This window comes from Rhodomicrobium sp. Az07, assembly GCF_018619475.1.
Lineage (GTDB): Bacteria > Pseudomonadota > Alphaproteobacteria > Rhizobiales > Rhodomicrobiaceae > Rhodomicrobium.
Genome location: NZ_JAHFZG010000001.1, coordinates 181,712 through 202,637, shown reverse-complemented (window position 1 = coordinate 202,637; position 20,926 = coordinate 181,712). Strand labels below are relative to the sequence as shown.

The following is a 20,926-nucleotide window of genomic DNA, read 5'->3' as shown; positions in this document are numbered from 1 at the left end:
AGCCGCCCGGAACAAATCTGCGCTTGTCAAGCGGGTTTGAAAAGCGTGGATCGGACTCAGCGCCAGCCTTTTTTCGTTGAGCGCCGCGCCAATCTTGCTAATGTGGACTTCGTGCGGGTGTAGCTCAATGGTAGAGCAGCAGCCTTCCAAGCTGAATACCCGGGTTCGATTCCCGGTACCCGCTCCACTCCCCCATGCACCTCAGCCCTTTGCGACGAATTCGCCGCAACGGCTCTCTGTCACGAAAACGTGAGGAAAGTGGTTCCCCGCCCGCCCGCTTGCTTGTACACAAAACGGAAGCACAAGCGGAGGGTTAGTGAGCGCGTCCATCAACATGCAGGCCTATAGCGACGCGCTCGTCGTGCTGGGTACGGCGGGGATCATCATCCCCATGGTGCACGCGTGGGGCCTGAGCCCGGTCCTCGGCTGGCTCGGCGCGGGCATTCTCCTCGGACCGCTCGGGCTCGGCTCGTTCATCCCGGAAGCGCCGTTCCTTTACTGGTTTACCGTGGTCGATCCGAGCCACATTTCGGGCTTCGCGGATCTCGGCGTCGTTTTCCTTCTCTTTCTGATCGGTCTCGAACTGTCCTATGAGCGATTGGTCGCCATGCGGCGGCTTGTCTTCGGACTCGGCGGCCTTCAGGTGCTGATAACCGCAGCCATTATCGCCGTCATCGTCAAAGGGCTCGGCTACTCCGGCGTGGTGGCAGCCGTTCTAGGCGGTTGCCTCGCGCTGTCTTCAACGGCCATCGTACTGGAAGTGCTGTCGCGGCAGAACCGGCTGCGGACGAGCACGGGCATGACGTCATTCTCCATCCTGCTCGCGCAGGATCTCGCCGTTATCCCGATGCTGATCTTCGTGTCGATCCTCGGTTCGCATGGCGGCTCCGTAATCGAGACAGCCGAGCGCGCCGTCGTGCATGCGCTGGCGGCCATCGCGATCATCATTTTCGTGGGCCGCGCGTTTCTTCGCCCGCTGTTTCGCCAGGTCGCGCGCACGAAATCGCGGGATCTGTTCATCGCCGCAACGCTGTTCGTGATCGTGGGAACGGGCGTCGTCGCCGCGCTCGCCAACCTTTCGATGGCGCTCGGCGCGTTCGTCGCAGGCGTTCTGCTCGCCGAAACGGAATACAGGCACGCCATCGAAACGGTCGTCGAGCCGGTCAAGGGCCTGCTGCTCGGAATGTTCTTCTTCACCGTCGGCATGGGCATCGACTTCCGAGAGCTGTTGCATTGGCCCATCTGGCTGCCCGCATGTGTCGTCGGGTTGATTGCGCTGAAGGCCGCCATCCTGATCCCGCTCGCGCGCGCATTCGGCGTGCCATGGGCGGCGGCAATCGAAAGCGGCCTGCTGATGGGACCGGGCGGGGAGTTCGCGTTCGTCGGCATCACCCTTGCGGCGTCTCTCGGCGTGATCAACAGCGACGCTTCGAGCTTCTCGCTCGCGCTGACCTCGCTGACCATGGCGCTGATCCCGCTGCTTTCGATCCTGGCGAACCGCATTACGCCGCTCGTCGATCAGCGCCCGCCCAACCCTGCGCTGACCGCCCAGCCGGAACCACGGGCGCATCACGCCATCGTTGTCGGGTATGGCCGTGTTGGCAGGCTCGTTTGCGACATGATGGGAAAGCACGACGTTCCCTACACCGCCACCGATTATGACACCGCCGCGGTGACGCAGGGTCGGACCCTGGGCCACTCGGTCTACTACGGCAACGCGATCAACCCGCCGTTCCTGAAAGCGTGCGGAGTTATGGAGGCGTCCGTCGTGGTGGTAACAATCCATATCAAGCCAACCATCGATGAGATCGTTCAGGAGGTGCGGCGGCTCAGACCCGACATACCGATCATCTCGCGGGCGACGGACGCGGACCACGCGCGCCACCTCTACACCATCGGCGTCACGGATGCGGTTCCGGCCGTGATCGAGGCAAGCCTTCAGCTCGCCGAGTCCGCCCTCCTGTCCCTCGGCCTTCCCGCCGACGCCGTCAACGAGACGGTGCAGGCACGGCGCAACGAGGTGCGCGCGGAATTGCAGAAGCACCCGATAGTGGCGCGGCCTCGCGCGGCGGACACCGTTCCTGCGGAGCGCACCGAGGTCGTTTGAGCGGCTTGCATCGCGGCACTTGGAACAACGCCCTTTATCGCAGCGGCGGAAAACGCTACATTTCCCAAAGCGCCGCATGGCGCTCTTTTTGTTTCAGCGAGATTTTCACGAATGCCGAAGCCGGTAGCAGAGCGGGCCGCATCCAACGCGCCCAGGGTGGGATTTGTCAGCCTCGGCTGCGCGAAGGCGCTGGTCGATTCCGAGCGCATCCTTACCCGCCTGCGCGCCGAAGGCTACGTGATCTCGCCCGACTATGACGGCGCGGACGTCGTCGTCGTGAACACCTGCGGCTTTCTCGACAGCGCGAAGGCGGAAAGCCTCGATGCCATCGGCGAGGCCATGGCCGAGAACGGCCGCGTGATCGTGACGGGTTGCTTCGGCGTCGAAGATCGCCGCATTCGCGATTCGTTCCCGGATGTTCTGGCCGTGACCGGCCCGCACCAATACGACGCGGTGGTGAACGCGATCCACACCGCCGCGCCCGCGCCGCACGCTCCCTTCCTCGATCTCGTTCCGCGCGCTGGGCTTCGCCTCACGCCGCCGCATTACGCGTATCTCAAGATCTCCGAAGGCTGCCATAATCGCTGCTCGTTCTGCATCATCCCGCAGCTTCGCGGCGACCTCGTCAGCCGCCCCGCCGCCGACGTCCTCGCGGAAGCGGAAGCGCTCGTCGAAGGCGGCGCGAAGGAACTGCTCGTCATCAGCCAGGATACGAGCGCCTATGGCCTCGACCTGAGATACGCCGCGAGCGACTGGCGCGGCTCGCCGGTGAAGGCGCGGCTGACCGAGCTTTGCGACGCACTCGGCTCGCTCGGCGCATGGGTGCGCCTGCATTACGTTTATCCCTATCCGCATGTGGACGAGCTTCTGCCGCTGATGGCCGACGGCAGGATCCTGCCGTATCTCGACATTCCGTTTCAGCACGCATCGCTAAATGTGCTGAAGGCGATGCGGCGCCCGGCCAATCAGGAAAAGACGCTCGAAACCATCCGCCGCTGGCGCGAGGCCGTGCCGGACCTCGGCCTTCGCTCGACCTTCATCGTCGGCTTTCCCGGCGAGACGGAGGAAGACTTCGCGTTCCTGCTCGACTGGCTGCGCGAGGCGAAGCTGACGCGCGTCGGCTGCTTCAAGTACGAGAATGTGGAGGGCGCGCCGAGCCGCGCGCTGGAAGGACAAATCCCGGAAGAGGTGAAGGCCGAACGCTTCGCGCGGCTCATGGAGGTGCAACGCGAGGTGAGCGCCGCCGTGCTCGCGGGCCAGGTCGGCAAGACCATCGAAATCATCATCGACGAGGTGGACGAAGACGGCGCGACGGGACGCGGCCCTTGGGATGCGCCGGAAATCGATGGCTCGGTGCTTTTCGAGGATTCGGGCGACCTTGAGCCGGGCGATATGGTCCGCGCGACCATCGTCGAAGCGGACGACTACGACCTCTGGGCGGAGCCGGTCGCGGAATAGGAAGCGCGTCCGCTTTCCAACGCGCACATTTCATGCAAGCGCCTCGCGCCGAAAGCGCGCCGGCGCAATCGCCGTCGGAAGGGGCGGACAAAGGTCAGGCGAAGCGGCCACCGGTTCGCATGACGAAAGCGCCGATGATTCAGCGCTTCTGCGTGAGCAACGCGCGATAGATCACCTGAAACTGCTCCAGCGACTTGTAGCGGATGATGACCTCGCCCGCTTCGCCGGAACCGGGGTTCATAACCACGGAGAGTCCCAGCGCTTCGGACATGTCGCGTTCGGCCGCGCGCGAGTCGGCGTCCTTCGCGGGCGCGGCGGTCTTCGCCGTCGCAATCTTGCCCTCGGCCGCCTTCTTGCCCATCACGAGCGCTTCCACGTCGCGCACGTTGAGGCCCTTCTTCACGATGTCGAGCGCGACGGCTTCGGCATCCTCTCGGCCGATCAGCGCGCGCGCATGGCCTGCCGAAAGCGACCCGTCGCGCACCAGCGTCTGCACCGGCTCCGGCAGCTTCAGAAGACGCATCGTGTTCGCGAGATGGCTGCGGCTCTTGCCGATGATGCCCGCAAGCTCTTCCTGCGTGTAGCCGAAGCGCTCGACCAGTTCCTTGTAGCCGCCCGCCTCTTCGATGGCGTTCAGGTCGGCGCGCTGCACGTTCTCGATGATCGCGAGTTCGAGCGCTTCCTGATCGCTGAGCGAGCGGACGATAACGGGAACGGTGTGAAGCGAGGCCCGCTGCGCCGCGCGCCAGCGGCGTTCGCCCGCCACGATCTCATACGACGTTTGCGCCGCATCGGCCGGACGGACGACGATCGGCTGAACGAGACCCTTCTCGCGGATGGAACCGGCAAGTTCGTCCAGTTCCGCCTCGTTGAAATTCTTGCGCGGATTGAAGGCGCTCGGCCGCACGCGGTCGATGGGAACCTGACGGATCTCGCCGTTCGCCGCGATAACGCGCGGCGTTCCGATCGGCGTCGCGTCGCCAATAAGGGATGCAAGCCCGCGTCCAAGGCGGCTTGCCCGAACGGGCGACGGCCCCGTCGCTAATGCGCCCGATCTTGTCTCCATGTCGCTCTCCAGTCGCAAATGGTCATCATGTCTCGCCGCTCGTGGCGGCAGCCCTCGACATACTCACCAACGCACATCGTTCGAACGCGGGCCGCGTCGCCGGCCCGGCTCGTTACGCCGCCTTCGCTGCGGCAGCCGCTGCCGTTGCCGCCTCGCGCGTGATCATCTCGGCCGCGAGATCCATGTAGGCCTTGCTGCCCGCGCTCGTGTGATCGTAGAGGAGAAGCGGCTTGCCGTGAGACGGCGCTTCGGCGACGCGCACATTGCGCGGAATGATGGTGTCGTAAACTTTCTGGCCGAAGAAGTTGCGCACTTCGGTGGCGACTTCGTTTGAAAGCTTCGTGCGGCCGTCATGCATGGTCAGCACGACGCCATGGATTTCGAGGCCGGGGTTAAGGCTCGCCTGAACGAAGTCGATGGTTTCCTTCAATTGCTGGATACCTTCGAGGGCGAAGAACTCGCATTGCACGGGCACGAGCGCCGCATCGGCCGCAGCGAGCGCGTTCAGCGTCAGGATACTGAGCGACGGCGGGCAGTCGATGAGCACATAAGAAAGTCGGTCGGCGGGCGCGCGATCCAGTTCCGAGGCGCGAAGCGAAGCGATGGCGTCGCGCAGGAAGTAGGCGCGGTTTGGCGCCGCCGAGATTTCCGGTTCAAGACCGGCGAGGTCTCGGGTGGACGGTGCAACGAACAGGCCGGGGATCGCCGCGGGCGTCATCGCCTGTTCGAGCGCCGCCGCGCCCGCGAGCACGTCGTAAGTCGATACGTGGCGCGCCTCTTCCGGCACACCGAGGCCGGTGGACGCGTTGCCCTGCGGATCGAGGTCGATCACCAGCACACGCTCGCCGGCCGCCGCCAGCGCCGTACCGAGGTTGATGGCCGTTGTCGTCTTGCCCACGCCGCCTTTCTGATTGGCGACCGCGAACACCCGAAGACCTGCTGCCTGGTTTCTCTTTGTCACTGCTCGCCACCTTGTCTGAGCATCGGCTTGCCGATTTCCAAAATGCGACCCTCTGAATCGCTGAGGCTGGCGTGGCTCTTGACTTCGAAAGCCCATCGCTTCTGCGCGTCAGCAATTTCTACATCGGCCTCGCGGCCTTTCAGAAACAATCCGGATGACGCATTACCGAAGAACGGGTGGGCCAGCTCCAACAACGCATCCAGCGATGCCAGCGCACGCGCCGTGACAACATCGGCAACGGGTACTGCGCCCGTCGCGGCGGCATCGGCGATGCGCATGTTGTGCACGCGAGCGGGAGCCCCCGTCCGCCGCGCGACCTCGGAAAGAAACGCACACTTTCTTGCGTTGCTCTCCACAAGATGCACACAGGCGCACTCTTTCTGATTCGCGATCATAATAGCAATCGCGAGTCCGGGGAATCCCCCGCCCGAACCGAGGTCGACCCACGTTCTGGCGCGGGGCGCGAGCGCGACGAGCTGGGCCGAATCCGCGAAATGTCTTTGCCATATCTGAGGAATTGTCTTCGGCGCGACGAGGTTCATCGCCTTCTGCCACTGCACCAGAAGCTTTTCGTACAATTCGAGTTTTTCCACTGTTTCATGTGAAACACGAAAGGTACGGGCAAATTCTGCGGCGCTGTTCACGTTTGAAGCACTCATGAATGGTATCCGTTGAGTGGGGGGCGCTTTGGAGATTGCAGCATGCTGTCGCGCGTTCCCACGGCCCTTTCCACGCTTCTTGTTGCGCTGCTTTGCGGCGTCCCGCAAACCGAGGCGTCGAAGTTGTTCACAGACGAGGCCGAGTTTCTCATTGCGCCCGTTCCCTCCGCCGACTGGACCGTTCAGGAAACCGAAACCCGCCCGAAGTTCGCCGAGGTCGATTACCTGCCGAACGGCCAGACCTCCGACGACTGGAACCGCCTTGTCACGGTGCAGACCTGGCGCGACCCCGGCTTCCGCTTCGACGCCCTTGCGGAGACGATGAAGGACCGCGTCGAGGCGACCCAGCCTTGCAAGTCCACCACCATGCAGAAACTCGCCGACCGCAAGGTGAGCGGCTACGACGCGGCGCTTTACGCGCTGTCCTGTCCCGAGAACAAGACGACCGGCAAGGGCGAGTATACGCTCATTCTCCAGATACAAGGTCGCGATGCGGTCTACGGCGTGCAGCGCTCGTGGCGCGGCGCGGCGTTCGAGCCGGGCGCGATCCCCGTCGCTCAAGACGAAGGCAAGGAATGGCTCGCCTGGTTCGACCGCATCCAGCTTTGCGATAACCGCCTTGCGGGCAAGGGCTGCGGCGATGCTCTGGGCAAGGCGACGGCCACCGCGCGCAAGCGCTGACGCTCCATCATCAGGCAGCCGTCCGCCGGAGCCAACGGCCCGCGCCGGTTAAGCTGTCGTCGCCCCGACGAAAGCGTCGGGCCTTTCCGGCATGCTCGCTGCCAGCGATCACATTTCTTTGGAAGCGCCACCTTGACGCTTCCACGCCGCGCCCGCCTTCATGATAAGTGTTGACGCGGGACAGCAAGGCGCAAGCCACCCCGCGCGGCGGCGACCTGCTTTCCCGAGGGCACGATTTCATGGCGCGCCGCGCCGGGAGGAATTTTCATGACTGCATTTCGCGTTCTGTCCGCGTCCATCGCGGCGGCCGTCACCGCAACCTCGCTTCTCGCAACTCCGGCCGCTTTCGCTCAAGACTACTGGAGCATGTCTTGCGGCGACCTCTGGTACCGCCGGAACTCCATCTACGCCGAGAACGGCTACTGCTTCAAGACCGACCGCGCGCTCCGCGTCTTCGGTAACGCAAACTGCCGATTCTATGTCGAAGCCGACGTCCCGCTGTCGCGCGACGAACGAGCGGAAATCGACATGATCCGCAGCATCGAAGCACGCAAGGGCTGCTAAGGCAGAAGCTCACTCGCGAGGCAAGGCGCGCGGGCACGGATAGCCTCGGTTTCCGCGCGCCATCCGGAACGTCCTCGAACGAATGGAAAACCGCGCCATGCGCCTGTTCGCCTTCTTAATGCTTTGCTTAAGTCTTGCCGCCGCCAGCCCCGCCAACGCCCAGACGCTCGAACAGAAGGCGCAGGCGCTGATCGCCGCCTATCCCGATCACCTCGCCTCCTTCGATGGCGCGAACCTCGTCTGGAAGGACGGCACGACGATGCCCTTCGGCGAGGGCCGCGCCGACAAGCCGCTCAAGCAGCTGATCGAGCGACCCGACATCGCGGACATGTTCCACTGGCCCTATGTGTTCGGCGGCGAGGCGTTGCCCGTGAAGGCCGAGGCCGATCCGGGCCGCGTTCGCAACGAAGCGTTCTTCGCGAAGATGTACGGCGCGTGCGAGAAGCGGCCCGCCGGCTCATGCACCAGCGTTTCGTGCAAGCCCGCCGCGCCGATGCGCCGCGTGCCCTGGGTTCCGAAGTTCCGCGGCGGCGCGATGCAGGCCGCGACCGTGAACGGCGTCGCCGACAAGATCAAGGCTGTGTCCGATGACCTCGAAGCCCTCGGCCCGGCCTTCTCCAAGTATCTCGTGCCGGACGGCGGCAGCTATGTGCCGCGCTGCATCGCCCGCACCACGCGCCTCAGCGTTCACTCGTTCGGCATCGCGTTCGACATCAACCCGGAGCATGGCGGCTACTGGCAATACGGCCTGCCGCGCGCCATGGACGAAGCCACGGTGCGCGAGAAGGGCATCGCGCTCGTCTATCGCAACAAGGTGCCGCTGGAGATCGTGCGCGTGTTCGAGAAGCACGGCTTCATCTGGGGCGGAAGCTGGTATCACTTCGACGGCATGCACTTTGAGTATCGGCCCGAGTTCATGGCGCTGAAGGCCATCATGGAGAAGTGAGGGGCGACCAGCCGCTTCACGTGAAACGAGCGCCCGCGTCGGCGCTCAAGCTGCGCGGGCCGTCTTCCTGATATGCGCAAGGAGCACCATCAGCGCGGCGGGCGTCATGCCGTCGATGCGGGCCGCCTGCGCGAGCGTCGCCGGGCGGTGCCGGTCGAGCTTCTGACGCACCTCGTTCGAAAGCCCCTGGATCGCCGCGAAGTCGAGCGCGGGCGGGATGGCCACCGCCTCATCCTTGCGAAAGGCGACGACGCTTGCCTCCTGCCGGTCGAGATAGACGGCATAGCGCGCGTCCACTTCGAGGCGCTCTACGGTGCCGCGCGGCATGTCGCCAAGCTCCGGCCAGACGCGAGCGAGCGCAGCGACGGTCTGCCCCGGCAACGCCAGCAGGTCGAAGGCCGAACGGCGGCGGCCATCGCGGTTCAGCGCGATGCCGTGGCGGGCGGCTTCGTCCGGCGTCAGCGTCAGCATTTCGAGAAGCCGCCGCGCCGAACCGAGCGCATCCGCCTTCGCGGCATAAGCGGCTTCGCGCACCGAACCTACGCAGCCTATGCGCGCGCCGAGCGGCGTCAGCCGTTCGTCAGCATTGTCGGCGCGAAGCCGCAAGCGATACTCGGCGCGGCTCGTGAACATGCGATAGGGCTCGGACACGCCGCGCGTCACGAGATCGTCGATCATCACGCCGATATAGCCGTCCGTCCGCGATACGACGAAGTCCGCCGCGCCGCCACCCGCCACCAGCGCCGCGTTGATGCCCGCGACGAGACCTTGCCCCGCCGCCTCCTCATAGCCGGTCGTGCCGTTGATCTGCCCCGCGAGGAACAGGCGCGGCAGCCGCTTCACTTCGAGCGCGGGGCCAAGTTCGCGCGGGTCCACGTAGTCGTATTCGATGGCGTAGCCGGGCCGGACGATGGTCGCGCGCTCAAGGCCGGGGATCGTCGCGATGAACGCGCGCTGCACACCCTCCGGCAGCGAGGTGGAGATGCCGTTCGGGTAGACGGTCGGATCGTCGAGGCCCTCCGGCTCCAGAAAGATCTGATGGCTCTCGCGGTCGGCGAAACGCACCACCTTGTCCTCGATGGACGGACAATAGCGCGGGCCGACACCCTCGATCTGGCCGGAGTACATCGGCGCGCGGTGGATGTTTGCGCGGATGATCGCGTGCGTCTCAGGCGTCGTCGCCGTGATGGCGCAGGCGATCTGCGGCGTCTCGATGCGATCCGTCATGAAGGAGAACGGCACGGGCGGCGCGTCGCCGGGCTGGCTGTCGAGGCGCGCGAAGTCGATGGTGCGGCCGTCGAGGCGCGCGGGTGTGCCGGTCTTGAGGCGGCCCATGCGAAGGCCCAGCGCATAGAGCCGGTCGCTGAGGCCGATTGACGGAGCCTCGCCCACGCGGCCCGCGGGCGTCCGCGTTTCGCCGAGATGGATGACACCCTTGAGGAACGTGCCCGTGGTGATGACGACCGCACCGCTGCGAAGCTCGCGTCCGCTCGCCGTGACGACCCCCGCGACCGCGCCGCCCTCGACCAGTAGATCCTCGACCGCATCTTCCACGACGGTCAGCCCGTCCTGCGCGGCAAGCGCAGCCTGCATCTCGCGGCGATAAAGCTTGCGGTCGGCCTGCGCGCGCGGCCCCTGCACCGCCGGACCCTTGGAGCGGTTCAGCATGCGGAACTGGATGCCCGCCTTGTCGATCACGCGGCCCATCAGCCCGTCGAGCGCGTCAACCTCGCGGACGAGGTGCCCCTTGCCGAGACCGCCGATGGCAGGATTGCACGACATCTCGCCGAGCGTCGCCGCCTTGTGCGTGACGAGCGCCGTGGCCGCGCCCATGCGCGCGGCGGCGGCTGCCGCCTCACACCCGGCGTGCCCGCCGCCAACCACAATCACATCGAAAGCCCGCACGGCCATCGTTCTCATCCCGTCGTCTTTGGAAATGCAGCCGCGTCAGGCGAAGTCCGCCCCCCGGCGCGCTCCGTAGATAGCAACACCTCGACGCAATTGAAATGGCAGGTCTGGCTCCACGTGAACGGGGCGCTTGCTGCACTTGCGAAAAGACGCGACACTTTTTTGGGATCGTCCGGCGACGCCGCCGCTAGCAAAACGTCGCCTGTGCGATTAGGTCCAGTCATTCGTTGGTAAATACGACGCAAGGAGACAGAGCGATGCAGGCGCGAGATGTCATGACGAAACCTGTCATCACGGCAACGCCCGACACCGACATCCGCAAGATCGCGGCCATCATGATGGAGAAGCGGATCGGCGGCTTGCCGGTGGTCGACTCCAGCGGCGTCGTTGTCGGCATCGTTACGGAAGGCGACCTTCTCCGCCTCAATGCACCCGAGCAGCAGAAAATCCACGATTGGCGTCTCGCGCTTCTCCTGGACCCCAGGACGCACGCCAAGCCTCTCCTCGAAAAGCTGGAAGCGAACCTGACGGCGCGCGACGTGATGTCGGCTCCGGTGATGACCGTGCCGGACGGTGCCGAGGTGCTGGAGATCTGCAAGATGTTCGTCGACACCGGCATCAAGCGGGTGCCGGTTACGCGCGAAGGGCGCCTCGTCGGCATCGTCAGCCGCTCGGACATCATCGCCCGCATCGCGCAGATGAAGCCGGAGGCGCCACAGGACGAGGGCATCTTCGGGTGGACGCTTCACCTCGACAGCTTCGACCGCGACAAGAGCCGCACGCCGCCGGCCCCGCCGCCTCCCGAGCCGCGCGCAGAAGCTATTACAGCTGCCGACTTCCGGCTCATCGCGCAGGACGCCGCGACGAAGAAGCTTCGTCAGCGCGCAATCAAGGACCACGTCCGGAGCGAAGACCGCATGGCGCGCGTGAAGCAGCTCATCGACACTCACTTGTCTGAGGACGAGTGGCTCAACGTGCTGCAAAGGTCGCGCGACGCGGCGGAGCGCGGCGAGCGGGAATATCTCGTCCTCCAGTTTCCGGCCGAGCTTTGCAGCGATGGCGGCCGCGCGATCAATGTCGGTGAGCCGGGCTGGCCCGCGACCCTTCGCGGCGAGGCGGCCGAAACCTTCCTGCGCTACGAGCGCACGCTCAAGGATCGCGGCTTTCACATGATCGCGCGCGTACTCAGCTTCCCGAACGGCTATCTCGGCGATATCGGCCTGTACCTGCACTGGGGCGGCATCATGGAGTAACGCGGCGGCGAGCAACCGGCCCTCAGCCGTGACACTGTTTCATGTGAAACGCTTCGTTTACTTTTTCGCCCGCGAAGCGTCACTTCCCGACGCAGAACTCGCCGAAGATCTGACCAAGCACGTCCTCCACGTCGAGGCGCCCCGTAAGACGGCCGAGTGCGTCGGCGGCTTCGCGCAGATGCTCTGCGGCAAGCTCCGGCGCTTCGCCCGCTTCCGCTCCGTCGACGAAAGCGGCCAGAGCCTCGCGGGCGCGCCCTATCTCCTGCCGATGCCGGACGCGCGTAATCGTCGGCGCTTCCCCGCTGCCATAGCGCTCGCATGCGAACTGAACGAGGGCCGCCTTCAAGGCGTCGAGACCGAGGCCGGTCTTCGCGGAGATGTAGACCGCCGCGCTGCCGAAGTTTCCGGGCGCGGGCGGCGGCGCCAGGTCCACCTTGTTCACGACGAGGAGCCTCACGCCGGACGACGAACTGACGACGGCACCCTCGATGCGTTCGTCCGCTGGCGAGACTGCTTCTTCGCCCGCTTGAGCCGGAACCGCGCCCGCTTCCCCGCGCGAGCCGTCCACCATCGCAAGGACGACATCGGCCGCCTCGGCTGCGGCCAGCGCGCGGCGCACGCCCTCCTGTTCGACCGGGCTCGCCGCCTCGCGGATGCCAGCCGTGTCGCGCAGCACGAACGGATAGCCGTCGAGGTCGAGCGACACTTCGATCACGTCGCGCGTCGTTCCCGGCTCGTCGTAGACAATGGCGGCCTCGCGCCCGGCAAGCGCATTGAGCAGGCTCGACTTGCCCACATTCGGCTCGCCGACGATGGCGACCGAAATGCCCTCGCGGAGAATCTCCCCGCGACGGCCATCGGCCAACGCGCGGTCCAGTTCGGCGGCGAGCGACCGAGCTTCCGGCACCGCTTCCTTGAAAGCTCCGTCGGCGATATCCGCCTCGTCGGAAAAGTCGAGACTCGCTTCCACGTAAGCCATCGCCTTGAGGAGCGTGCGCCGCCATGTCTCGTAGCGGGCCCGCATCGCGCCCGAATGCTGCGCGAGCGCCTGCCGCCGTTGAATCTCGGTATCCGCGTTGATGAGGTCCGCCAGCCCTTCGGCCTCGGTCAGATCGATCTTGCCGTTGCCGAAGGCGCGCCGCGTGAACTCGCCCGGCTCGGCCAGCCGCAGCCCGGCGTCCGCCAGCGCATTCATGACCGCCGTCACCACCGCGCGCCCGCCGTGGACATAAAGCTCGGCCATGTCCTCCCCGGTGAAATTCGCGGGGCCGGGAAGCCAGAGCACCATCGCCTCGTCGAGCATCTCGCGCGACGTCGGGTGACGCAGCCGCCGGAAGCTCGACACGCGAGGCGCGGGCAGCCTGCCGTTGCAGAGGCTGTACAGCGTCTTTTTCGAAGCCCGTCCCGAAATCCGGATCACCGCAATCCCGGCCCGGCCCAGCCCGGAGGACAGCGCGTAGATGGTCATGAGCGTTTCCTCTTCTTAAGGCTTCAAGACAAGTTGGGCGATACATTTTCGAAATTTGGGTATAATCGTGCCGAGGGCTTGCCGTGCTTCTGGCGGACTTTCATTGGGCAAAGCATCAACAAGGTTGCCTCATGGCGTTAAATCGTTTGAGCGAAGAGACTAGTCCCTACCTTCAGCAGCACAAACACAATCCCGTCGAATGGTGGCCGTGGTGCCAGGAGGCATTCGAGGAAGCGCAGCGGCTCGACAAGCCGGTGCTGCTCTCCGTCGGCTACGCTGCCTGCCACTGGTGCCACGTCATGGCGCACGAGTCCTTCGAGAAAGAGGATACCGCCGAGTTGATGAACCAGCTGTTCATCAACATCAAGGTGGACCGCGAAGAGCGCCCGGACGTCGACACCCTCTATATGACCGCGCTTCAGGAGCTGGGGGAACAGGGCGGATGGCCGCTGACGATGTTCCTCACGCCCGATGGCATGCCCTTCTTCGGCGGGACTTACTTCCCCGACAAGCCGCGCTTCGGCAAGCCTTCCTTCAAGGACGTGCTTGTGAACGTCGCGCGCGTGTTCGCGCAGGAGAAGGAGACCATCGCGCAGAACACCGCCTACCTGAAGCAGCGGCTCACGCCCCGGCTGAACTACGGCGCCGCGCCCGAATTCTCCGAGGAGCAGCTTGCGGCCATCGCAGCCAAGTTCATCGGCGCGATAGACCCGACCAACGGCGGACTGCGCGGCGCGCCCAAATTCCCGAACACGACGATCTTCCAGTTCCTCTGGCGCGTCGGCCTTCGCTACAATCTGAAGACCTGCATCGAAGAAGTGAAGAACACGCTCCTGCATCTCTGTCAGGGCGGCATCTACGACCACCTGGGCGGCGGCTTCTCGCGCTACACCGTGGATGAGCGCTGGCTCGTGCCGCATTTCGAGAAGATGCTCTACGACAATGCGCTCCTGATCGAGTTCATGACCGAGGTCTGGAAGGAAACCCAGTCGGAGCGCCTGAAGACGCGCGTCGCTGAAACCATCGGATGGCTCAAGCGCGACATGCTCGTTCCCGGCGGCGCCTTCGCCGCGTCCTATGACGCAGACTCCGAGGGCGAGGAAGGCAAGTTTTACGTCTGGACCGCGCGGGAGATCACCGACATCCTCGGCCACGGCGAAGAGGCCGCGATCTTCGCGCAGACTTACGACGTGACGGAAGGCGGCAATTGGGAAGGCAAGACCATCCTGAACCGCCTGAAGGCACTGGCGCTGCTCAACGGCGGCGAGGAGCGCGCGATGGATGAGTGCCGCGCGAAGCTGTTTGCCGAACGCGAGCGGCGCGTGAAGCCCGGCTGGGACGACAAGGTGCTCGCGGACTGGAACGGCCTCGCCATTCGCGCGCTGGCCCGCGCGGGCGACGCCTTCGCGCAGCCCGAATGGATCGCGCTTGCGGAGGACGCCTACACCTTCGTCAAGAGCCGCATGATCGAGAACGGGCGCCTGTTCCACTCATGGCGCGACGGCAAGCTGAAAGGCCCTGCCACGGCAGCCGACTACGCCAACATGATTTCCGCAGCTCTCGTCCTCCATCAAGTGACCGGCGAAGCGCGCTATCTCGACGACGCCGTTGAGTGGGCCGCCATCATGAACCGCCACTACGACGCGGATCAGGGCGGCTACTACTTCGCGGCGGACGACACGAGCGACCTGATCCTGCGCCCGCTTTCGGCGAGCGACGACGCCGTGCCGAACGCGAACGCGACCATGTTGCAGAACCTCGCGGACCTCTACACGCTGACCGGCGACGCCGCCTATCTGAAGCGTGCGGACGGGCTGCTGACCGCTTTCCAGGGCGCGGCGCAGACGATGGCCATCGGCTACACCGGGCTTCTCTACGGCGCGCTCACGCTGATCTCTCCGCAGTCGATCGCCATCGCGGGCGACCGCAACGCGCCGGACGCAGCCGTCTGGCGCAAGGCTCTCGCGGAAGTGTCGCTGCCCGGCGCAACCGTGCAGTGGGTCGACCCGAACGAAGATCTTCCCGCTTCCTCGGCCGCCTTCGGAAAGAAGGCCATCGACGGCAAGACGACCGCCTACATCTGTTTCGGTCCGCTATGTTCGGAGCCGATCACCGACCCGGCCACACTGAAAGACAGGCTGAAGGAAGATCGAGCCGTTTCGGTGCAGGTGGCGGCGTCGCCCGTTTAGGGGCGCGGCCCACCCGGCACGTCGAACGCCTTGATCGGTGGACCCGATCACGCCAGACGCCGTGGCGTAGGGCGGTGTCGGCGCAACGCGGCCTCGGCGTTCCCCGCACATCACCGCGGGCGTCGCGATACAATCCGCTTTACCTTGGGTCGAAGCCGACGGCTTCGGACAAGCTCATCGTTATAAAATGACGTGACGCATACGATTTGCCTTCAGATGCGTAAACTGCCAGAGTATGGCCGTTGTTCTTTTATCGCTTGGATATTGCAATCCTGAGACCATGCGGCTTTTCGCGGCTCGTCTTTCTGGTTTCCCTTGGTGGACGCTCCATCAATTTTTCAATTGGCTCGCAACTGTTGTACACAAGCCTGTTTTAGGAATTTCGCCATGTCGAAAGGCATAGCTACAATTTTATCGGACCTGTTCGATCAGATTGCCTTAGCGATTTTTCTTCTCTCCGCCGAAGGAGACCTTCTTTTCGCCAATCGGTCCGGCAAAGCCATGATCGATGAGGGCTGGCCCGTTCGTCTCGTCAACGGCGTGCTCACGGGCATCGACGCGTCCACTTCGGAAGCTCTCAGGAAAGCGCTCGACAAGAGACTTCTCGATGGGGCGAGCGATCAATCCCTTTGCCTCGCAATTGCCGGACAGGGAAGGCCAGGCGCGGTCGGCTACCTCAGGGCCATCTCGGCCGGCGATACGACCGCTTCGATGCTGCTTGTCACCCACACCGGACGACCGGCCGCGTACGGGGTCGAAGGCGTCGCCAGCGCGTATAACCTCAGCAAGGCCGAGACGCGTGTTCTGAAGCACCTCGTGGAGGCGCAATCGCTTCCGGAAGTGGCGGAGCGCCTCAATCTGTCGCTTCCGACCGTGAAAAGTCACATGCGCCGCATCCTCAGCAAGACCGGGTGCTCACGGCAGGCAGACCTGCTTCGCATCGTGGAAGGAGCGCGCATCTATTTTCATCGCCCCCGCCGCGAAGACTGAGGGTCCGCGCGCGATGCTGTGCAACGTTGCTCAGGCGCGCGGGAGTGCGCCATCCACGAAGGCGCGGATCAGCATGTGCGCCATCGAAATTCGGGGCGGGACGAACAGCCCTTCCGGGTGCGCGAATGCCAGCATCGTCGCGAGTTCCGCCCGGTCGAACCAGCGCGCATCGGACAACTCCGTGCGGTCGACCGTAATCGCCTCGGTGAGCGCCTCGCCCCAACAGCCGATCATCAACAAATGTGGAAAGGGCCAGGGCTGGCTCGCCACGTACCGGACCGCGCCAACGTCGACGTCCGTTTCTTCCTTCACCTCGCGGCGAACGGCGTGCTCGATGTCGTCGCCCGGCTCGATATAGCCCGCCAGCGTCGAATAGAACTTGTCCGGAAAGCGAAGCTCATGGCCGAGCAGCGCGCGGTCGCCTCGCGTGATGAGCATGATCACGGCCGGGTCGGTGCGCGGCCATGTGCTTTGCCCGCAACCGGCACAGGTGCGGCACCAACCGCCCTCGATGAGGCGAAGCGGCCCCCCGCAGCGCGGGCAGCAGCGATTGTGGGCATGCCAGCCGAGCAGCGCGCGCGCTTCCGCTGCGATGAGCAGGTCCGTTTCATGTGAAACACCCTGAACGGCGAGCGAGCGCAGATCGACAAGCGGAGAGAGCGCATCTTCCACCCGCGCGAAGTCTCTGTGGTACGGCGGCACGTTGCAGGCGAACACGGCGGCGCCTGTCTCGTCCTCGCCCAGAAAGGCGTAGTCGAGCGGCGCGGCGAGAGCTTGCGCCTCCGGCACGCTCAACCAGCGAAGGGCCGGCGGAACGCGGTCAAGCGTCGGATGGATCGGAACACGAAGGTTGGCGAGGAAGAGAACCCTCGACCCGGAGGCGTTGAACGCGGCATCGATGAAGGCCGCATCGCGTCGCATCTCCGCGCGGCGGTTGAGGCTCTTTTCCGAGGTGATCGTGGGCAAATGGAGAAGCGGCATCGCTGAAACTCTAGAGACTGAAACGACGGCCTTCAATGAAGAGACGCCGCTTCAGCCGGCAAAGCGCACGCTCGCTCACAGCTTCCGTAGCGCCACCGTTTCCACGCGGTGCGCGTCACCCTTCGACAGAATGAGGTTGGCCCGCTTTCTCGTCGGCAGGATGTTCTTTTTCAGGTTCACAAGGTTGATCGTGCGCCACAGCTTCAGCGCCTGCGCGATGGCCTGTTCCTGCGTCAGCTTCGAATAGCGGTAAAAATAGGCGTCCTTGTCGCGGAAGGCTGTGCGGCAGAGGCGCAGGAAGCGGGTCACGTACCACTTTTCGATCACGGCCGGTTCGGCATCGATGTAGATAGAGAAATCCAGAAGGTCGGAGACGAACGGCACCGCGTCGCCGTGCTTCGGCAGCTTCGCGGGCTGGAGCACGTTGAGCCCTTCGATGATGAGAATATCGGGGCGGTCGACGACGATCTTTTCTCCGGGAAGGATGTCGTAGGAAAAGTGCGAATAGACCGGCGCTTCCACGCGCGCCTTGCCCGCCTTCACATCGGCGACGAATTGCAGAAGCCGCGCCTGGTCGAAGCTTTCGGGGAAGCCCTTCTTGTGCATGATGCCGCGCCGCTCAAGCTCGGCGTTCGGCCAGAGAAATCCGTCCGTGGGCACGAGGTCAACGCGCGGGTGGTTCGGCCAGCGCACGAGCAACTCGCGCAGCACACGAGCGGATGTGCTCTTGCCCACCGCAACGCTGCCTGCGAGGCCGATGATGAAAGGCATCTTGGCATCGCCGTGATTGAAGAAACGCGTCGTCGCGCCGTGCAGAAGCTGCGCCGCCCGCACGTAATAATTCACGAGCTTGGCGACGGGCAGATAAATGTCCGTCACCTCCTCCTGCGAGATTTTCTCGATGAGGCCGGACAGGCGCACGAGGTCGGCTTCGGACAGCGTCATGTGAACGCCGTCGCGCAGCTTCGACCATTCGTCGCGCGAAAAGGTGCGGTAGGGAGAAAGCTGAAGGGCCTGGGGCAACTCGAACTCCAGCACGGGGCTCGTCATGCTCATGACGGCGAGCCATCCTTAGGGCGAGACGCCTTTTCGGCGTGCCCGGATTGCGCCGTGCGGCTGTCGAGTTCAGCGAACACAGCGTCGATCGGAACGTTGCGCGCTTCGAGCAGAACCATAAGATGATAAAGAAGATCTGCGGCTTCGGCGCAAAGCTTTTCGTCGCTCTCGGCGACGCCGGCGATCACCGTTTCGACCGCCTCCTCGCCCAGCTTCTTGGCGCAGACCGCCGCGCCCTTTTCGAGCAGCGATTTCGTGTATGACGCGGAAGCGCTCGTGGCGCGGCGCGCTTTGATCGTCGCGGTCAACCGTGCGAGCGTGTGTTCACTCATGCCTAAGCCCCTCGGACGCCGTCACCTTCGCCGCAATCATCAAGGAGCGGCTTTTACGGATCAAGGCGAAATTGAATGCCGACTTTCACGAACTGCGGAAATGCGACGTCGCGCTCAACGGCCTTGGAAGAAGGATCGTACCCGTCGCGCCTTGGGAACGATCCCGTGCTCTTTCTCTGACCGCTTTGTCAAGATTACTTATACACGCGGCTTGATCGTCGACGGGTAAACGCTATCGCCGCCGCATCATCGCGATGAGCGCGCTCGCGCTGCGATAGCCGACCCGGTGCGCGGTGGATTCCGCCTTCGCGCCCTCGCTCAGGAGCGCGGCGGCGCTCATCGCGCGCAACCGCCGCCGCCATTCCGCGAAGGAAAGACCGGTTTCCGCCCGGAAACGCCGCGTCAATGTGCGCCGGGAAAGGCCGAAGCGGGTGGCCCAGTCGTCGATGTCGAGCGGAAGCGCGCAATTCTCGATCAGCGCTTCGCAGAGCGCGGCAAGCCGTCGGTCCGCCGGAAGTGGCAACTCGAACTCGGCTTTCGCCGCGCGGGCTACCTCGTGGATGACGAGCGCCGCCAGCGCGCCGCCTCGCCCGTCTTCGTCGTAAAGCACCGGCTCTTCCAGTAGCGCCAGGATCGCCTCGCGCAGCAGGACCGGCACAGCGATCACCTTGCATTGGGCAGGGATCGCAGCGGCTTCTTCCAATCGAATATAGGCGGTGCGCAGCGAGACGGCGGCGCGCATGTCCACGCAATGCGCGGTGTACGGCGGTATCCAGAGCGCGTGACGCGGCGGCACCATCCACGCGCCTTGCGCGGTCTTCGCGAGCATGACCCCGTCGACCGCATGGAGAAGCTGTCCGCGCGGATGAAAATGCGGCTGTGTGCTGGACCCCGCCGGGTATTCCTTCGCCATGACGGCGACCGCGCGGGGCACATACTGATAATCGGCGCGATCGGTGCTGCGATTTTGGCCCACCCGAGACACTTTTCGGCCCCCATGCGTTTTCAGGCCAGACTACGCTCTCGTCACACTAGCAAGCAAGAGAGGGTTCGCTCGCACCATGACCGCACAGGACGACGCGCCGCACAAGACGCTGCTTTTCGTAAACATCGCGCACGCGCTCGACCACTTCGTGCTGCTGATTTTCCCGACCGCCGTCATCGCCATCGCGGCGGACCTCGGCCGCGATTACGGCGACCTGATCTGGCTCACCACCGGCGCTTTCGTCGCTTTCGGTCTGTTCGCGCTGCCGGTGGGCTGGCTCGCGGACCGCTTCGGGCGACGCGCGCTCTTGACCGCGTATTTCTTCGGCTATGGCGCGGCATGTCTTGCCGTGGCGGGATCGACGAGTTTCCCGATGATCGCCGGTTCGCTGCTCATGCTCGGCATGTTCAGCGCGATCTATCATCCCATCGGCTCGGCGATGATTGTGGCGAACGCGACGAAGCTCGGCCGCGCACTCGGTATCAACGGCGTGTGGGGCAATATGGGCGCGGCCCTCGCCTCCGGCATCACGGCGCTTCTGGCGGCAAGCTTCGGATGGCGCGCGGCGTTCATCGTGCCCGGCGTGATCTTGATCGCGCTCGGCATCGCGTTCGTGGCGCTCGTTCGCGATGACACCATGACCGGCAAGAAGGGCAGCGCAAGTCATAGCCTCGTCATGAGTCGCCAGCGCCTCGTGTGGCTGCTGCTCGCCTTCATGACGGCGATCCTCGCGGGCGGCCTGACGTTCAACATCGTCACCATCGCCATGCCGAAGGTGATCGACGAGCGGCTCGGCTTCCCGATCCCGCTTGCGCTGACGGGCTGGATCACGACGAGCATTTTCGTCTGCGGCGCGCTTACGCAGATCACGGTCGGGCGGCTCATCGACAAGCTGGAACTGCCGGTATTGTTCGTGGCGATGTCAGCGTTGCAGGCGGGCGGGCTGCTGCTCGCCGCGCTGACGACGGGCGTGCCGATGGCGGCGGGGCTCGTGCTGGCGACGGCTGCGATCTACGGGCAGGTGGTGTTGAACGACGCCATGGTGGGCCGCTACGTTGCCGAGGAATTCCGCAACCGTTTCTACTCCGTGCGCTTCTTCGTCGGCTTCACGGTCGGCGGGCTCGCGGTGCCGCTCATCAGCATCCTTCGCGGACACGGCGGATTTCAGGAAGTGCTGCTCGTCTCGGCGGCCGTGGCGACAGTGATCCTTGTTTGCGCGCTCGCGACATGGGCGCTGGTACACGGCAGAACGGAACCCGCGGCGGCTCCGGCGGAATAGCGCCGGAACTGGCGCATCGACAAACCGTTTTCCTCAAAAGCCA

The 20,926-nt window shown here is 64.7% G+C and carries 18 protein-coding genes and 1 tRNA gene; 10 read left to right on the top strand and 9 right to left on the bottom strand.

The features are described 5' to 3' along the window. The first annotated feature begins 113 nt into the window (after window positions 1-113). From KKP04_RS00895 to rimO, 3 genes are all read left to right on the top strand, one after another. Window positions 114-187: transfer RNA gene (locus tag KKP04_RS00895), tRNA-Gly, on the top strand. Between the two features lie 129 nt (window positions 188-316). Continuing rightward, window positions 317-2,107, top strand: a complete 1,791-nt coding sequence (locus KKP04_RS00890; protein WP_215025187.1) for a cation:proton antiporter — start codon at window positions 317-319, stop codon at window positions 2,105-2,107. A gap of 111 nt (window positions 2,108-2,218) precedes the next feature. Beyond that, window positions 2,219-3,565 carry a 30S ribosomal protein S12 methylthiotransferase RimO gene (rimO, locus tag KKP04_RS00885; protein ID WP_215025184.1) on the top strand — a complete coding sequence of 449 codons (1,347 nt, stop codon included), beginning with the start codon at window positions 2,219-2,221 and terminating at the stop codon, window positions 3,563-3,565. A 139-nt stretch (window positions 3,566-3,704) separates the two neighbouring features. On the opposite strand, the gene KKP04_RS00880 is transcribed toward rimO, so the two are convergent. From KKP04_RS00880 to rsmG, 3 genes are all read right to left on the bottom strand, one after another. Beyond that, window positions 3,705-4,631 (bottom strand): ParB/RepB/Spo0J family partition protein, encoded by a 927-nt coding sequence (locus tag KKP04_RS00880; protein ID WP_215025181.1) that lies wholly within the window; start codon window positions 4,629-4,631, stop codon window positions 3,705-3,707. Between the two features lie 112 nt (window positions 4,632-4,743). Beyond that, entirely contained in the window at window positions 4,744-5,592 is an 849-nt protein-coding gene (locus KKP04_RS00875) for a ParA family protein (protein ID WP_215025177.1), read from the bottom strand. Then, the gene (gene rsmG, locus KKP04_RS00870; protein ID WP_215025161.1) at window positions 5,589-6,251 is read right to left on the bottom strand and encodes a 16S rRNA (guanine(527)-N(7))-methyltransferase RsmG; all 663 of its coding nucleotides are present in this window, start codon (window positions 6,249-6,251) and stop codon (window positions 5,589-5,591) included. The genes KKP04_RS00875 and rsmG overlap by 4 nt, the downstream gene beginning before the upstream one ends. 42 nt (window positions 6,252-6,293) lie before the next feature. On the opposite strand from rsmG, the gene KKP04_RS00865 reads away from it, so the two are divergent. The 3 genes from KKP04_RS00865 (at window position 6,294) to KKP04_RS00855 (ending at window position 8,442) form a co-directional block, all read left to right on the top strand. Further along, window positions 6,294-6,932 carry a hypothetical protein gene (locus KKP04_RS00865; RefSeq protein ID WP_215025158.1) on the top strand — a complete coding sequence of 213 codons (639 nt, stop codon included), beginning with the start codon at window positions 6,294-6,296 and terminating at the stop codon, window positions 6,930-6,932. Window positions 6,933-7,199: 267 nt separating this feature from the next. Then, the gene (locus KKP04_RS00860; protein ID WP_215025155.1) at window positions 7,200-7,496 is read left to right on the top strand and encodes a YARHG domain-containing protein; all 297 of its coding nucleotides are present in this window, start codon (window positions 7,200-7,202) and stop codon (window positions 7,494-7,496) included. A 118-nt stretch (window positions 7,497-7,614) separates the two neighbouring features. After that, window positions 7,615-8,442 (top strand): M15 family metallopeptidase, encoded by an 828-nt coding sequence (locus KKP04_RS00855; RefSeq protein WP_215025153.1) that lies wholly within the window; start codon window positions 7,615-7,617, stop codon window positions 8,440-8,442. 45 nt (window positions 8,443-8,487) lie between these two features. On the opposite strand, the gene mnmG is transcribed toward KKP04_RS00855, so the two are convergent. Then, window positions 8,488-10,353 (bottom strand): tRNA uridine-5-carboxymethylaminomethyl(34) synthesis enzyme MnmG, encoded by a 1,866-nt coding sequence (gene mnmG / locus KKP04_RS00850; protein WP_215025150.1) that lies wholly within the window; start codon window positions 10,351-10,353, stop codon window positions 8,488-8,490. Between the two features lie 272 nt (window positions 10,354-10,625). On the opposite strand from mnmG, the gene KKP04_RS00845 reads away from it, so the two are divergent. Next, window positions 10,626-11,603, top strand: coding sequence for a CBS domain-containing protein (locus KKP04_RS00845; RefSeq protein ID WP_215025146.1), 978 nt, complete (start codon window positions 10,626-10,628; stop codon window positions 11,601-11,603). A gap of 79 nt (window positions 11,604-11,682) precedes the next feature. Here the strand turns inward: KKP04_RS00845 and mnmE are convergent, their stop codons facing one another. Continuing rightward, on the bottom strand, window positions 11,683-13,071 hold the full coding sequence (mnmE, locus tag KKP04_RS00840) for a tRNA uridine-5-carboxymethylaminomethyl(34) synthesis GTPase MnmE (protein WP_215025143.1): 1,389 nt from the start codon (window positions 13,069-13,071) through the stop codon (window positions 11,683-11,685). A 131-nt stretch (window positions 13,072-13,202) separates the two neighbouring features. Between mnmE and KKP04_RS00835 the strand changes: the two genes are divergently transcribed. Together KKP04_RS00835 and KKP04_RS00830 are read left to right on the top strand one after the other, a co-directional pair. Next, window positions 13,203-15,260: a thioredoxin domain-containing protein gene (locus KKP04_RS00835; RefSeq protein WP_215025140.1), complete on the top strand. Its 2,058-nt coding sequence runs from the start codon at window positions 13,203-13,205 to the stop codon at window positions 15,258-15,260. A 387-nt stretch (window positions 15,261-15,647) separates the two neighbouring features. Further along, on the top strand, window positions 15,648-16,250 hold the full coding sequence (locus KKP04_RS00830; RefSeq protein ID WP_215025137.1) for a helix-turn-helix transcriptional regulator: 603 nt from the start codon (window positions 15,648-15,650) through the stop codon (window positions 16,248-16,250). Window positions 16,251-16,280: 30 nt separating this feature from the next. Here KKP04_RS00830 and nudC read toward each other — a convergent pair whose 3' ends face one another. From nudC to KKP04_RS00810, 4 genes are all read right to left on the bottom strand, one after another. Further along, on the bottom strand, window positions 16,281-17,231 hold the full coding sequence (gene nudC / locus KKP04_RS00825; protein ID WP_215025134.1) for an NAD(+) diphosphatase: 951 nt from the start codon (window positions 17,229-17,231) through the stop codon (window positions 16,281-16,283). 75 nt (window positions 17,232-17,306) lie between these two features. Then, window positions 17,307-18,287, bottom strand: coding sequence for a type I pantothenate kinase (gene coaA / locus KKP04_RS00820; protein ID WP_215025131.1), 981 nt, complete (start codon window positions 18,285-18,287; stop codon window positions 17,307-17,309). Continuing rightward, complete coding sequence (locus KKP04_RS00815) at window positions 18,284-18,619, bottom strand: phosphoribosyl-ATP diphosphatase (RefSeq protein ID WP_215025128.1); 336 nt, start codon at window positions 18,617-18,619, stop codon at window positions 18,284-18,286. The genes coaA and KKP04_RS00815 overlap by 4 nt, the downstream gene beginning before the upstream one ends. Before the next feature lie 232 nt (window positions 18,620-18,851). Then, window positions 18,852-19,595 carry a helix-turn-helix transcriptional regulator gene (locus KKP04_RS00810; protein WP_371818674.1) on the bottom strand — a complete coding sequence of 248 codons (744 nt, stop codon included), beginning with the start codon at window positions 19,593-19,595 and terminating at the stop codon, window positions 18,852-18,854. An 85-nt stretch (window positions 19,596-19,680) separates the two neighbouring features. On the opposite strand from KKP04_RS00810, the gene KKP04_RS00805 reads away from it, so the two are divergent. Beyond that, a complete protein-coding gene (locus KKP04_RS00805) occupies window positions 19,681-20,883 on the top strand; it encodes an MFS transporter (RefSeq protein ID WP_215025125.1) in 1,203 nt (400 codons plus the stop codon). Window positions 20,884-20,926: the final 43 nt, after the last annotated feature.